Below are 12,614 nucleotides of genomic sequence, written 5' to 3'. Positions count from 1 at the left end.
AATTATATTTAGTTATAAGTAATTATAACTGGACATAACTAGATTATATGGATTCGTAATGAATAATCAATTGCGATTTTACGACACTTGTTTGACAATAGAGCAAAGGAGATAACGGAGGCGGGACATGAGTCAACAAAATTCTTACACCACCGAAGAAATAGCGAAAATTTTACGTATTTCCAAGCTGACGGTCTACGATCTCATAAAAAAAGGAGAGCTGCCCGCATATCGCGTCGGTCGGCAAATGCGCGTAGACGAAAGTGATCTGGAAGCGTACAAGGCGAAGGCAAAGGGAGTATACAGACAAGCCTCAGCCGTCAGCATCCCGCAGACAGAACAAGCCCAACAATCGGCACGATATGAGCAGACTGGTACAGGCCGCAATATCATTATTAGCGGGCAGGATGTGAGCTTGGACCTACTGGCGGGGCATTTGGAGAAAAAGGATGAGGCATACCGACCGCTTCGCTCGTACGTGGGCTCACTGAACAGCCTCGTGGCAATGTATACGGGTAAGGCTGATATCGTCAGCACGCACTTGTACGATGGGGATACCAATGAATACAATGTCCCGTATATTCGTCGCATTTTGTGTGGACATCGTTTTGTTGTCATCAATATGTTGTCACGTTGGGCGGGATTCTACGTTCAGGCAGGCAATCCAAAACAGATCAAAGCATGGAGTGATTTTACGAAGCCGGGCATTCGCATGGTCAATCGGGAAAAAGGGTCCGGTGCACGTACGTTGATTGAAGAGCAGTTTCGACTGGCAAAGATAGCGGGGAGTGACGTGATTGGCTATGAACGGGAAGAGTCCAATCATCTGGCAGTCGCAGGAGTAGTGGCCCGGCGCGAAGCAGATGTAGGAGTGGGCATTGAAAAGGCGGCTTCACTCGTGGGAGTGGAGTTTATCCCAACTGTGCGTGAGCAATATGACCTCGTCTTGTTGAAAAACAAGGACAACGAGCAGCTCATTCAGGCTGTTCTTGATGTTCTTGGGTCGCGTCCATTTCAAAAGGAATTGGAAGCAGTCGGGGGCTATGATCTTAGCCAGACCGGAAAAATTATGTACGAAACCTGGTAAATACTAAAGAAAGCTGCCAATCATTACGATACAATGAGTGGCGGCTTTTTTTTTTCAGCAGATACAGATCATTGTCAAATATGGCGGTTTCTCTACAGAATCTCCTGAATTTCTACTCAGTTTGACTTATATTTGCTACAATGAAACAAAAACATTTAGCGCCTGCCGCCGGGCGGTTTATTATTTGGGGGCTGTCATGAAATCACTACATAAAACGAGCTTACTAGTATGTGTGACGATCCTCATTTTTTTTGGCTCAGTTGGAGTCGTCGCGTATTGGCCAGCTATTTCTCAAATCATTGCCATGAATCATTCATCTGAGGAGGCGCAAAAGTTCGTTGATCCATTTTCTTATGATCCGCCTCTGCCGTCTTATGTTAAGGATTTGAACCCTGTCTATAAGATTCAAGCTGAATTACATACGTCCGAAGCAAAAATAACCGGAAACATGACCTTGGAGTTCGACAATCCGAAAACGCCAGATGTACGATTGTATATTTACGATTACCTTTGGAACAAAATGACGGTGAAGTCGATTCGCTACAAGGACAAGCCGCTTTCTTTTGAACGTGGTCAATCGCTGGTGAAGCTGGCAAATCCGCTTGGTAAGGAGCTTCGTGGCGCTTTAACCATTGAATTCGAGAACCCGGTTCCACGCAGGGGCACACGTTTTGGGGTGAAAGACGATATTTGGACGTTGACGACATGGTACCCGATGCTCGGTGCCCAAAACCAAAAAGGCGTTTGGTATGACCCACCGCAACGAGTTGATTTTGGTGATCCATTCGTTTACCACTATGGAGATTATGATGTGTCATTTACTTCTCCACAAGGCTACAAATGGGTCAGTTCATGGGGCAGAGGGCAAACGAAGTCAATCGGTGGCAATAAGCAGCAAGTCCATTATCAAGCAAAAAAACTGTTGAACTTTGGACTGGTGGGAAGTCCTCTTTATCACATTGAAACGATTCAATTTGCTCCGAATTTAACGGTTGACATTGCTTCCGTTGATAAAGGCAACATTGAAAGAATCAAAACCATTGCTCAATCGGTCTTTCCTACTTTCATCGATATGTATGGGCCGTTGCCTTATCCGAACGTGGCGATTGCGGAAACAAGTACGGGGACGACGTACGCCATGGAATACGCAAACCTCGCCGTATTTAAAAGAGACATGCATTACAACAATCTGATTGATCATTGGCTGCCGCATGAGGTGGGGCATCTTTGGTGGTACAACAGTGTGGCTACATTGGAGTCCTCGCATGGGTGGCTTGATGAGGGTCTGGTGGAGCTGGGTGTGTCCCATTACTTGCAGAAGCGTTATGGTGCCCAATCAGCTACGACTCTGCTGGATACGTACAACCGGGATGTCAAACGTTTACAAGAGCGTTATCCAAATGGAAAGCTCGACAAGCCATTGCAGAAGTTTTCTACCGAAGAAGAGTTTAAGCTGACCTGGTATTCACGAGGAGCACTCCTGTTCGACAACCTGCGCCGCAAAATCGGTGACGATGCCTATAAGCGATTCTTACAGCGCGTCCAGCAAAATTATCATGGCAGTGTCATTGGTGCAGAGCATCTCGATCAAGCGCTTGGGCAAACCTTGCAAGGGGAAGCCAAATACTTCACCCTGTATACCTATAGTGCAAATAAGAATGGCTTTGGTGCCGTACAACTGGAACCTTATATCACCACAATCATCAATAACATGAGCTTTTATCCAGCGATTCCTGCTCGGGTCACCCACAATACGGTTTATATTCCGTTGCGTGAGCTTGGCGAGAAAATGGGAGTAGCGATTAGCTGGGACGACAAGAAACAAATGATCCGCGTAAAAGGAAATGGACGCGAAGTATTTATAAAGGAGCGGGAGCGCTTTGCTGAAGTTGATGGCAAGCGAATAGATTTAGGCAGCCCGCTAATCGAAATCAAAGAACGTACAATGGTTCCACTGTCCTTTTTTGAAAAAGCATTGGGATATGAGACGGAGTATAATCAACAACAAAAAACGGTGAAGATTAATACCTACCCAACGATTGGAAAGGGGCAGTAATGAAATGAAAAACCTGGTGTTAGTCGGATTTATGGGAACGGGAAAAACCACGGTTGGCGCCGCACTCGCTGCCTCTTTAGAAATGAAGCATACGGACTTGGATGATGCAATCGTAGAATGGGAAGGTCGCAGTATTCCAGAAATCTTCACGGATCAAGGTGAAGCGTATTTCCGAGACGTCGAGACGAAACGTCTGGCGCAATTACTGGCAGTAGGATCTCAGGTAGTAACAACTGGGGGAGGAGCTGTATTACGGAAGCAAAACGTAGAGATGATGTTGGAGCATGGCATCGTAATCGCGCTGCATGCTACGGAAGAAGAGCTCATCAAGCGTTTGGAAAAGGATACAGGCCGTCCGTTGTTGGCAGGAGGAGTCGCGACAAGGGTAAAAACCTTAATGGCGGAGCGCGCAGGTGTATACGATTTCGCGCCCATTCAGGTGGATACGACAGGAAAGAGCCTTTCCGATATTGTACTGGAAATTAAGAGGCAAGTGGTTGAAAGAACACAGGACGGGGAACAATAGAGGGGACAGCGCTTGCGCCGTGGTGTGAACCGCGAGTAAGAAGGAGGTCAAGTGCGATGTCCTTTCAGGAATATTTAAAGTACCTGACGAAACTGTTTGTGCAGTACATGGATACTCCAAAAGATGAACGCCGTTTACGTAAGACTCCACGCGAGTCCTGGTCGTCACGCTGGTTTGGTGCCATTCCTATGTCCATACGACTGTTGTGGCGCAAATAAAATTCGTGGAACCTATCATGAACGAGACGGAGGGTGCATATGGCGAGAGTAGCGGTAGAAAATTCCCTGTCTGAAGTGTGCAAGATGCTGCGTCAAAATGGTTACGAAGTTGTTGATTTAGGCAACTGGCAGCAGGTGGTAGATGCGATTGTCATTACAGGACAGGATATCAACGTACTGGGTGATCAAAACAAAACGATTACAGGAGCTCCCGTCATTAATGCAGAGGGAATGACCGCCCATGAAATTTTTCATGCCGTTCATGAGCGTCTCTCTCCTACAGAACATCGGTGAATAGAAAACGTAAAAAACAAGCTCTCCAACCGGTTATTCGGCAGGAGAGCTTGTTTCGTTTACGAAAAATCGTCCGACGCGATGGGCATAGGAATACGGGACAAAGCGCAGACCCTCATCCCATACACCGACATAAGCATTTTGGTCATTCCATAAATGCAGGGACCCAACGACAAAGGGGGCCAAAACCTGTGACTGGTGAATCGGGACGGCTAATGTTACCGGTGAGGCATAATCTTGTTTCCACAATTGGTTCCAGGACACGTCTGTGTCCGCTGTACTCAATTGGCTGACCCACCCAATATGATCAAAAGGATCAGACTCGGCTGCGCTTAAAATTCTCATTTGAGTCAGGCGTTGACCATTTTGTATGAGCTGCTCGCCTGCAAAAGCATCGATAGCGGGCTCGCTAATTTGAAAGGAAGTGGGATACATTTCTCCTGTTTTTGCATTGACCATTTGTGTATCTGACTTCTGGGTGATCAGCCAGTAGGAAGCGAACCCGTCATAAACGGGCTCCGCCGCGATTTCCTTCGGAGCAAAGGCGTCATCGAACAAGATGTACTCCCCGACACCGTATTCCAGTAGAACAAATTTCTCATGGGAAGTGGAATCAGGTGATTCTCCTATCACCAAATACCCTACCTGCTTGTCCGCTTTTTTTATACTTACTAGCCATTGATGCTGCCCTGCACCAAGTGTTTGCACATCCGTTTTGGCGTCCTGCCATTGCTTGAATTGAGGGTCTCGGCTTGCGATTGCATCCATCCATTCTCGAATTTGTTTTTGGAACTGCTTGTCCCAGCTTGCTTCGTCTTGCGCATATGCTAGTGAGGAAAGTAGCATGAGAGACAAAAGAGCAGCGATAAAAGGGAGAAATCGTCTGGTCACAACTATGCACCACCTTTTGTAAAGGCTTAACCTATTCCTATTGTAACCAGCTATGACAAAAAGATTTGTTGCAACGTGTCTTTTCTGTTTCACATTTTCTCGTTGATCTTTTACATGATTCGCCCTGATGCGGGGAGATGTCGCATGCTTTTTGCTTTCGAAGACCGTATGAGCGGAGGAACGGAAGATAAATAGAATAAACCACCGTTGATGAACGAAACCTCGATCCGCGGCTCGTATTGCCATACCAGCTCGTCTTTGCGGCGTTGTCTCTCCTCATCTGGCGTGCTCTTTTTCCACTCTGCTAGATGAATCTCTGCACGTGGGGTGGTTTGGATTCCGTTTGTACGTAAAAAGTCGAGGATTCGTCCGCCAGACGCCCGGTATTCGTCAAAAGATGTGGGCTGTTCGACAGAAGCTGGTCCAGTTGGATCAGGCTCAGGGTGGAGGGCTTCTTGCTCGAGTGACGGCTGCGCTTCTGTCTGCTCTGCTTCTTCTTCGGTTTCGTCTGCTTTTGCCTGCTCCTTTTCTGGTTCTCGCCTTGCCAATTCTTCATAGTACGCTTCCAAGATAGCCAATTCTTCGTTCAAACGTGTGCGCGCTTCCTCTGCCCAATGCTGATCTTCTTGTTCCAATGTATGTTCGACTTCCTGTTGTGCCATTTGGAGGGCTTCCTGTATGGTTACCTTTCGATCCAACGTGTAATAGTAGTCAGGGATCGCAGGGGTCAAGGAAAGTGAAAATAAAAACGAAGTGAAATCCGTCACCAACCGCGGCTGATGCAAATTAATCCCCAGGTACAATAAAATGTCACGTCGCTTGTCACAGAGCAGAGAAACCTTCAAGTTCATCCCGAGCCAAGGAACGAGAGGGGTTGACCGACGCTTGCCAGCATTGCCTAAAAGCCCCCCTTGTTGCTCGTACATACAGACAAAGCTGCCATGCTTTTTGGTTGAAGCGAAAATTTGTTGCATACGGGTAGCCCCTAAATGCAGATGCTCGGATCGCAATCCTTCAGGCGTGCAATCCGGATGAAAAGCAAAGGTGAGCACCAATGGCTGATAAGCCAAGTTCATTTTATCCACCCAGCTCCAGTAAAAAGGGCGATTGCCGATATCTTTGTCCACCTCGACAGGGAGTTTGACTGTGAAATAATCCGGGTGAGATTCGACGATATGGGCAGAAAAAGTCGCCAAATAGCGCTCGACAAATTGTCTGACCTGTTGTTGCTGCATCAGGAGACCTCATTTCTTTTTCGTTTCCAACAAGAGTTATTGGTCAGCCGCCTCAGAAAGCGGGACGTCTTCTTTTGTTATTTTGCTTGCTCGAATCGCGTGTCCAATGTTATCGAGCTTTAGCGCCATTTCTTTGGAGGATCGAGAATCCATAATGATTTGAATCAGATTATCTTCCAAGGAGTGATTTAGATTCAGGCGTTCCACAATATCATCGAGTTCACCGATGACCATTTCAAACAGGTCGATTTTTTCATACAGTAGTTTGAGAATATGCTCCTCGATCGTTCCTGTTGTCGATAAATTGTAAATGTCCACATCCCTTTTTTGTCCCAGCCGATGGACGCGTCCGATTCGTTGCTCCACTCGCATGGGATTCCAAGGCATATCGTAATTGATGACTTGATTGCAGAACTGCAAATTGATCCCTTCGCCGCCCGCTTCCGTCGCGATCAGGACTTGTGCACGATTTTGGAAAAGATCCGTCATCCAGTCCTTTTTGCTTCGTTTAAAGCCACCGCGGAAGGGGACGGAAGTGATCCCGTGGTCGTGCAAATACTTTTGTAGATAGTTTTGTGTTGCTCGGTACTCTGTAAAAATGATCACCTTGTCGTTGATTTGTTGAATGAGCTCAACTGTTTTGGCGGCCTTGGAATGCGTCTCTATTTGTTTGATCATCTCAACTAGCTCAAGAATTTGCGCGCGCAAAGGAGAGTCCTCGCCAGTACGCTGATGCATGTTATACAGTGTCATAAACGCAGCTTCCTTACTGGAGCAGACCTCACGCTGCAAGGTAATCAGAGCGAGAGAGTTGAAGCCACCAACCCCAAATCCTGTTTGGTATTGCTCGCGGACAAAGCGGGTCACCCCTTCGTACAAGGTCATTTCCTCAGGGGTTAGGTCAATCGGGATCGACTGAACACGACGGCTGGTGAATTGGATACCGCCATCACTTCGTTTGTTGCGAATCATGACCTTTTCAATTTCTTCCCGCAATTTCTCGCTGTTTTTGGATTGGCGTTTGCCCTCTACGTAATTGGTAGAGAAGGTGGATGTATGGCCGAGGTGACCTGGCTTTAACAAATTGATGAGGTTGTACAGCTCGTCCATCTCGTTTTGAATGGGAGTGGCAGTAAGGAGCAGGCAATATTTTTTGCGGATCTCTTTGACGAATTGATAGTTGCGTGTCCGTTTATTTTTGAGTTTATGGGCCTCGTCGATGATGAGCATGTCGTAATCGATGTCGAGCACGTGACGTCTGTGCGGATCGCGTTTTGCTGTATCTATGGATGCGACAACGACTTCGTGCTGCCGCCACATATATTCTTTTTTTTGCGCGACTGCTGCAATGCCGAATTTTTGATGGAGCTCTTTTGTCCATTGAATCACGAGAGAGGCCGGAACCAGGACGAGAATTTTTTTAGCCAAGCCGCGAACCATATACTCCTTCATGATCAACCCTGCTTCGATCGTCTTTCCCAGACCGACCTCATCTGCGAGAATGGCACGACCGCGCATCTCTAACAGGACGCGTTTGGCTGTCTCCAGCTGGTGAGGAAATGGCGATAAGAGTGGAAGATATTTCAGACATTGTAGCTGGTCAAAATCGTGAACAGCCATCGCTTCCTCGGCTTCCAATGAGAGCTTGAACAGCTCCCACTTATCCCAAGGACCATCTTCTTGCATTCGTTCTGTAAGCGGATTGATCCAACTCGTATCAAATGAAATAGGAACATTCGGCATATAAGATACTCCTTTTCATAGCTCTGCCATAACTTTCATGGTTAATGCCAAAAAACTGAACGTTTATCTATTGTCAATGTGTTTTGTTAAGTTTTTCTGAATCTGACTGTTAATTTGTATATTTTCAACTTTGGACTCTCATGGTAGGATAAAGAGGTAGTACATCCACTAGTATGGAAATGTTAGCAAAAACTTATGTATGACCATGAAACAACCGCGAATGAAGGTAGTAGGGAGAGACTGCTGGAACGTTTGGCAGCGCCGAAGGAGCAAGCCGGTAACGGTGAATCTCTCAGGCAAAAGTACCTCTACTGGACGCAACTCTGGAGAGAGCTCACATTCATATGAGCCACCAAAGGGGAAACTTGCAAGTGGGAGCGATGTACCCCCACCTGATTCGCAAGGTAACTCTCAGGTACCAAGGACAGAGGAGGAGAAATGGGCACCATTATTTTGGTGTACCCGTTTTTCCCCCTCTGTTTTGTTTTGGATTCTTATTGTTCACAGGAGGTGCCACATGTCCAATTTGAAACGTACGCCACTATTTGATTCTTATGCAAAGTATGGCGCGAAAACCATCGACTTCGGTGGTTGGGATCTGCCGGTGCAGTTTACAAGCATTGGTCAAGAGCATGAAGCCGTTCGGACAAAAGCTGGTCTATTTGATGTTTCCCATATGGGAGAAGTGGACGTAAAAGGGGAAAACGCTCTTACTTATCTCCAGCGTGTGACTACGAATGACGTGTCTAAGCTGGCAGTCGGGCAGGCGCAGTACAGTGTGCTTTGTTACCCAGATGGGGGAACGGTAGACGATCTGCTTGTTTACAAGTATGCAGATGATCATTACTTGCTCGTCATCAACGCGGGGAATATCGACAAAGACTATGCGTGGCTAGAAGAACATCTGATTCCAGGCGTAACGATTGAGAATATTTCGCCACAAACAGCACAAATCGCCATTCAAGGTCCTCTGGCAGAATCCATTCTGCAAAAGCTGACGACTACAGACTTGTCTCAAATCGGCTTTTTCCGTTTTGAGCGTGATGTGCAAGTGAGCGGTATTCCAGGTTTGGTCTCCCGCACTGGCTATACTGGCGAAGATGGCTTCGAGATTTATTTGGATGCCGATCGTGCAGCAGAGCTGTGGGACATCTTGCTGGATGCTGGAAAAGAAGAAGGTCTGTTGCCATGCGGTCTCGGTGCGCGCGATACGCTTCGTTTTGAAGCCAAGCTGCCACTCTACGGACAAGAGCTCAGCAAAGACATTACGCCGATCGAAGCGGGCATTGGCTTTGCTGTCAAGGTAGACAAAGAAGTGCCGTTCATCGGTCAAGAAGTGCTGAAGGCACAAAAAGAAAACGGTGCCCCACGCAAGCTCGTAGGGATCGAAATGATCGATCGTGGGATTCCGCGTACGCATTACCCTGTCTATGTGGGGGAAGAGCTCATTGGCGAAGTGACGACGGGAACACAATCTCCAACCTTGAAGAAAAACGTCGGTCTCGCTCTCGTAAAAACCGAGCATGCAGCGTTAGGTACACCAGTAGAAGTAGAAATTCGCGGAAAACGTCTGAAAGCAGAAGTTGTTGCCGCTCCATTTTATAAACGCCCAAAAAACTAAACGATACACCACATACATCCTTTTAGAGGAGGACAACGTCCGTGAAATACCGCTACCTGCCCCAAACTGATCAGGACAAGCGCGAAATGCTGGAAACGCTCGGCATTTCAAGTGTAGAAGAACTGTTTGCTGATATTCCGGAAGAAGTACGCTTCAAAGGTGCATTGAATATTCCAGAAGCACTTTCCGAGCCAGATTTGGTGAAGTATTTTACACACCTCGCAAATAAAAACGTAAATTTTAGCACACATGTTAACTTTCTAGGTGCGGGTGTTTATCAACATTACACGCCGAGCACAGTTAATCACATGCTGCTTCGCGGTGAATTCTTTACCGCTTATACACCGTACCAGCCAGAGATCAGCCAAGGTGAGCTGCAAGCTATTTTCGAGTTCCAAACGATGGTATGTGAGCTGACTGGCATGGAGGTAGCGAACTCCTCGATGTATGACGGCGCAACTTCTTTGGCAGAGGCAGCGATGATGGCTGCTGGACACACTGGCAAAAAGCGCGTAATCGTTTCCCGCGCTGTACATCCAGAAGCGCGTGGTGTTTTGAAAACATATGCGTATGGACAAAACGTTGAGCTGGTTGAGGTAGGTATCAACAGCGATGGCGTTACGGATACAGCGGCTCTGGAAGCGCTTGTTGATGAAAATACAGCAGCGATCATCGTGCAGTATCCGAACTTCTTCGGAAACGTTGAGGACTTGGGAGCGATTGAACCAATTGCGCACGGAAAAGGCGCACTGTTGATCACATCCTCCAATCCGCTTGCGCTAGGAGTACTGGAGGCGCCGGGCAAATTGGGCGCAGATATCGTAGTGGGTGACATGCAGCCATTCGGTATTCCAGCATCCTTTGGCGGACCACATTGCGGATACTTTGCTACCACAACCAAACTGATGCGCAAAATGCCAGGTCGTATCGTCGGTCAAACGAAGGACGAAAATGGCAAGCGCGGCTTCGTATTGACGCTGCAAGCGCGTGAACAACATATTCGTCGTGAAAAAGCGACTTCCAATATCTGCTCGAACCAAGCGCTGCTCGCATTGGCTGCTTCCATTGCCATGACAGCACTCGGCAAGCAGGGTGTACAAGAAATGGCAATGATGAACCTGCAAAAAGCTCATTACGCCAAGAATGCCCTGCAAGCAAAAGGCTTGGAGATCGTATTCACTTCTCCATTCTTCAACGAGTTTGTAGTGAAGCTGAACAAACCAGTTGCAGAAGTAAACAAAGGCCTGCTGGCTGCTGGAATCATTGGAGGCTATGATCTCGGTCTCGACTATCCAGAGTTTGCAAATCATACCTTGCTTGCAGTAACTGAGCTGCGTACCAAAGAAGAAATCGACATATTGGCGGCTGAATTGGAGGCGATCACACGTGCGTAACGACCAGGAGAAAGCACTGATCTTTGAAATGAGCAAACCAGGCCGTGTGGGCTACAATTTGCCGGCATTGGATGTTCCAGAAGTAGAAGTAGCAAGCCTTTTGCCAAAGCACCTCATCCGCGAAACGCCAGCTGAGCTGCCAGAGGTATCTGAGCTGCAATTGGTTCGTCACTATACCGAACTGTCTCGTCGCAACCACGGGGTAGACAATGGCTTCTATCCGCTTGGTTCTTGCACGATGAAATACAACCCGAAAATTAACGAAGACGTTGCCCGTTACGCAGGCTTTGCGCAGACACATCCGTACCAACCGGAAGAAACTGTACAGGGCGCTTTGGAGCTGTTGTACAACCTGCAAGAAGAGCTGGGTGAAATTACAGGCATGGACGCAGTTACCCTGCAACCAGCTGCTGGTGCTGCGGGTGAGTGGACAGGTTTGATGATGATCCGCGCTTACCACGAGAGCCGTGGGGAAGCGCACCGTACCAAAGTAATCGTGCCGAACTCCGCACACGGTACGAATCCGGCATCTGCTGCTGTAGCTGGCTTGGATACCGTAACCATTGCATCCGACGAGCGTGGATTGGTTGACATTCAAGCGCTGCGCGATGCAGTAGGACCTGACACAGCTGCTTTGATGCTGACGAACCCGAACACTCTCGGATTGTTTGAAGAAGATATCGTGGAAATGGCGAAAATTGTCCATGAAGCTGGCGGCCTCTTGTACTATGATGGTGCGAATGCGAACGCGATTTTGGGAATTGCCCGTCCAGGAGACATGGGCTTCGACGTAGTGCATCTGAACTTGCACAAAACGTTTACAGGCCCTCACGGCGGCGGTGGCCCAGGTGCTGGTCCGGTCGGCGTGAAAAAAATTCTCGAGCCATTCCTGCCTACACCAATCGTAGCGAAGAAGGAAGACGGAAGCTTCTACTGGGACAGCAATCGTCCGGCTTCCATCGGACGCGTAAAAGGCTACAACGGAAACTTCGGTATTCTCGTTCGTGCATACAGCTATATCCGCACGATGGGGCCAGAAGGCTTGCTGCAAGTTTCACAAAATGCGGTGCTCTCCGCCAATTACATGATGCGTCGACTGGCAACGGCTTATCATCTGCCATTTGATCGCGTCTGCAAGCACGAGTTCGTTCTGTCTGGAGTGAACCAGAAGAAGTTGGGCGTACGCACGCTCGATATCGCAAAACGCTTGCTCGACTTCGGTTATCACCCGCCAACGATCTACTTCCCATTGATCGTTGACGAGTGCCTCATGATCGAACCAACCGAAACCGAGACAAAAGAAACGCTTGATGAGTTCATCGACGTCATGCTGCAAATTGCCCGCGAGTGCGAGGAAACGCCAGAAATCGTTCAGGAAGCTCCTCATACCACTGTCGTCAAACGCTTGGATGAAGCGACAGCGGCGAGAAAGCCAATCCTACGTTATCAACCGCAAGCATAATTCTAGATTCCAGGAAAAGTCGCCTGTTGTTACGGGCGGCTTTTCTTTCTGATTGATGCTATCATGGGGGAAGAAGAGGTAGGGGAG

11 protein-coding genes and 2 riboswitches are annotated in these 12,614 nt (G+C 47.9%); of the genes, 8 read left to right on the top strand and 3 right to left on the bottom strand.

All coding sequences use genetic code 11. The features are described 5' to 3' along the window. The first annotated feature begins 127 nt into the window (after window positions 1–127). The 5 genes from HP570_RS13700 to HP570_RS13680 all read left to right on the top strand — a co-directional run bounded on the left by HP570_RS13700 (window position 128) and on the right by HP570_RS13680 (window position 4,181). Window positions 128–1,087: a helix-turn-helix transcriptional regulator gene (locus tag HP570_RS13700; protein WP_173626056.1), complete on the top strand. Its 960-nt coding sequence runs from the start codon at window positions 128–130 to the stop codon at window positions 1,085–1,087. 196 nt (window positions 1,088–1,283) lie between these two features. After that, a complete protein-coding gene (locus HP570_RS13695; protein ID WP_173626055.1) occupies window positions 1,284–3,143 on the top strand; it encodes a stalk domain-containing protein in 1,860 nt (619 codons plus the stop codon). A 4-nt stretch (window positions 3,144–3,147) separates the two neighbouring features. Continuing rightward, window positions 3,148–3,669, top strand: a complete 522-nt coding sequence (locus HP570_RS13690) for a shikimate kinase (RefSeq protein ID WP_012685990.1) — start codon at window positions 3,148–3,150, stop codon at window positions 3,667–3,669. A gap of 56 nt (window positions 3,670–3,725) precedes the next feature. Further along, window positions 3,726–3,887, top strand: a complete 162-nt coding sequence (locus HP570_RS13685) for a YqzE family protein (protein WP_007725773.1) — start codon at window positions 3,726–3,728, stop codon at window positions 3,885–3,887. A 39-nt stretch (window positions 3,888–3,926) separates the two neighbouring features. Continuing rightward, on the top strand, window positions 3,927–4,181 hold the full coding sequence (locus HP570_RS13680; protein WP_012685991.1) for a YkuS family protein: 255 nt from the start codon (window positions 3,927–3,929) through the stop codon (window positions 4,179–4,181). A 33-nt stretch (window positions 4,182–4,214) separates the two neighbouring features. Here HP570_RS13680 and HP570_RS13675 read toward each other — a convergent pair whose 3' ends face one another. The 3 genes from HP570_RS13675 to HP570_RS13665 form a co-directional block, all read right to left on the bottom strand. After that, window positions 4,215–5,072 (bottom strand): hypothetical protein, encoded by an 858-nt coding sequence (locus HP570_RS13675; protein WP_012685992.1) that lies wholly within the window; start codon window positions 5,070–5,072, stop codon window positions 4,215–4,217. A 110-nt stretch (window positions 5,073–5,182) separates the two neighbouring features. Beyond that, the gene (locus HP570_RS13670) at window positions 5,183–6,307 is read right to left on the bottom strand and encodes a YqhG family protein (protein WP_173626054.1); all 1,125 of its coding nucleotides are present in this window, start codon (window positions 6,305–6,307) and stop codon (window positions 5,183–5,185) included. 36 nt (window positions 6,308–6,343) lie between these two features. Further along, entirely contained in the window at window positions 6,344–8,050 is a 1,707-nt protein-coding gene (locus tag HP570_RS13665) for a DEAD/DEAH box helicase (protein ID WP_173626053.1), read from the bottom strand. A gap of 221 nt (window positions 8,051–8,271) precedes the next feature. After that, window positions 8,272–8,367: riboswitch (glycine riboswitch) on the top strand. 1 nt (window position 8,368) lies between these two features. Then, a riboswitch (glycine riboswitch) is annotated at window positions 8,369–8,488 on the top strand. A gap of 79 nt (window positions 8,489–8,567) precedes the next feature. Here HP570_RS13665 and gcvT point away from each other — a divergent pair. Genes gcvT through gcvPB form a run of 3 tightly spaced genes read left to right on the top strand, consistent with a single transcriptional unit; the run spans window position 8,568 to window position 12,527 of the window. Then, window positions 8,568–9,671 (top strand): glycine cleavage system aminomethyltransferase GcvT, encoded by a 1,104-nt coding sequence (gcvT, locus tag HP570_RS13660; RefSeq protein ID WP_173626052.1) that lies wholly within the window; start codon window positions 8,568–8,570, stop codon window positions 9,669–9,671. A 41-nt stretch (window positions 9,672–9,712) separates the two neighbouring features. Further along, the gene (gcvPA, locus tag HP570_RS13655; RefSeq protein WP_087343812.1) at window positions 9,713–11,065 is read left to right on the top strand and encodes an aminomethyl-transferring glycine dehydrogenase subunit GcvPA; all 1,353 of its coding nucleotides are present in this window, start codon (window positions 9,713–9,715) and stop codon (window positions 11,063–11,065) included. Continuing rightward, window positions 11,058–12,527: an aminomethyl-transferring glycine dehydrogenase subunit GcvPB gene (gcvPB, locus tag HP570_RS13650; RefSeq protein ID WP_173626051.1), complete on the top strand. Its 1,470-nt coding sequence runs from the start codon at window positions 11,058–11,060 to the stop codon at window positions 12,525–12,527. The genes gcvPA and gcvPB overlap by 8 nt, the downstream gene beginning before the upstream one ends. The last annotated feature ends 87 nt before the right edge of the window (window positions 12,528–12,614 follow it).

Source organism: Brevibacillus sp. RS1.1 (assembly GCF_013284365.1).
Classification (GTDB): domain Bacteria; phylum Bacillota; class Bacilli; order Brevibacillales; family Brevibacillaceae; genus Brevibacillus; species Brevibacillus brevis_D.
This window is presented reverse-complemented; position numbering and strand designations above follow the sequence as displayed.

Excerpts from the sequence above, each read along its gene's own strand:
- HP570_RS13700 (WP_173626056.1), top strand. The coding sequence starts at position 128 with ATGAGTCAACAAAATTCTTACACCACCGAAGAAATAGCGAAAATTTTA.
- HP570_RS13695 (WP_173626055.1), top strand. The coding sequence starts at position 1,284 with ATGAAATCACTACATAAAACGAGCTTACTAGTATGTGTGACGATCCTC.
- HP570_RS13690 (WP_012685990.1), top strand. The coding sequence starts at position 3,148 with ATGAAAAACCTGGTGTTAGTCGGATTTATGGGAACGGGAAAAACCACG.
- HP570_RS13685 (WP_007725773.1), top strand. The coding sequence starts at position 3,726 with ATGTCCTTTCAGGAATATTTAAAGTACCTGACGAAACTGTTTGTGCAG.
- HP570_RS13680 (WP_012685991.1), top strand. The coding sequence starts at position 3,927 with ATGGCGAGAGTAGCGGTAGAAAATTCCCTGTCTGAAGTGTGCAAGATG.
- HP570_RS13670 (WP_173626054.1), bottom strand. The coding sequence starts at position 6,307 with ATGCAGCAACAACAGGTCAGACAATTTGTCGAGCGCTATTTGGCGACT.
- HP570_RS13665 (WP_173626053.1), bottom strand. The coding sequence starts at position 8,050 with ATGCCGAATGTTCCTATTTCATTTGATACGAGTTGGATCAATCCGCTT.
- gcvT (WP_173626052.1), top strand. The coding sequence starts at position 8,568 with ATGTCCAATTTGAAACGTACGCCACTATTTGATTCTTATGCAAAGTAT.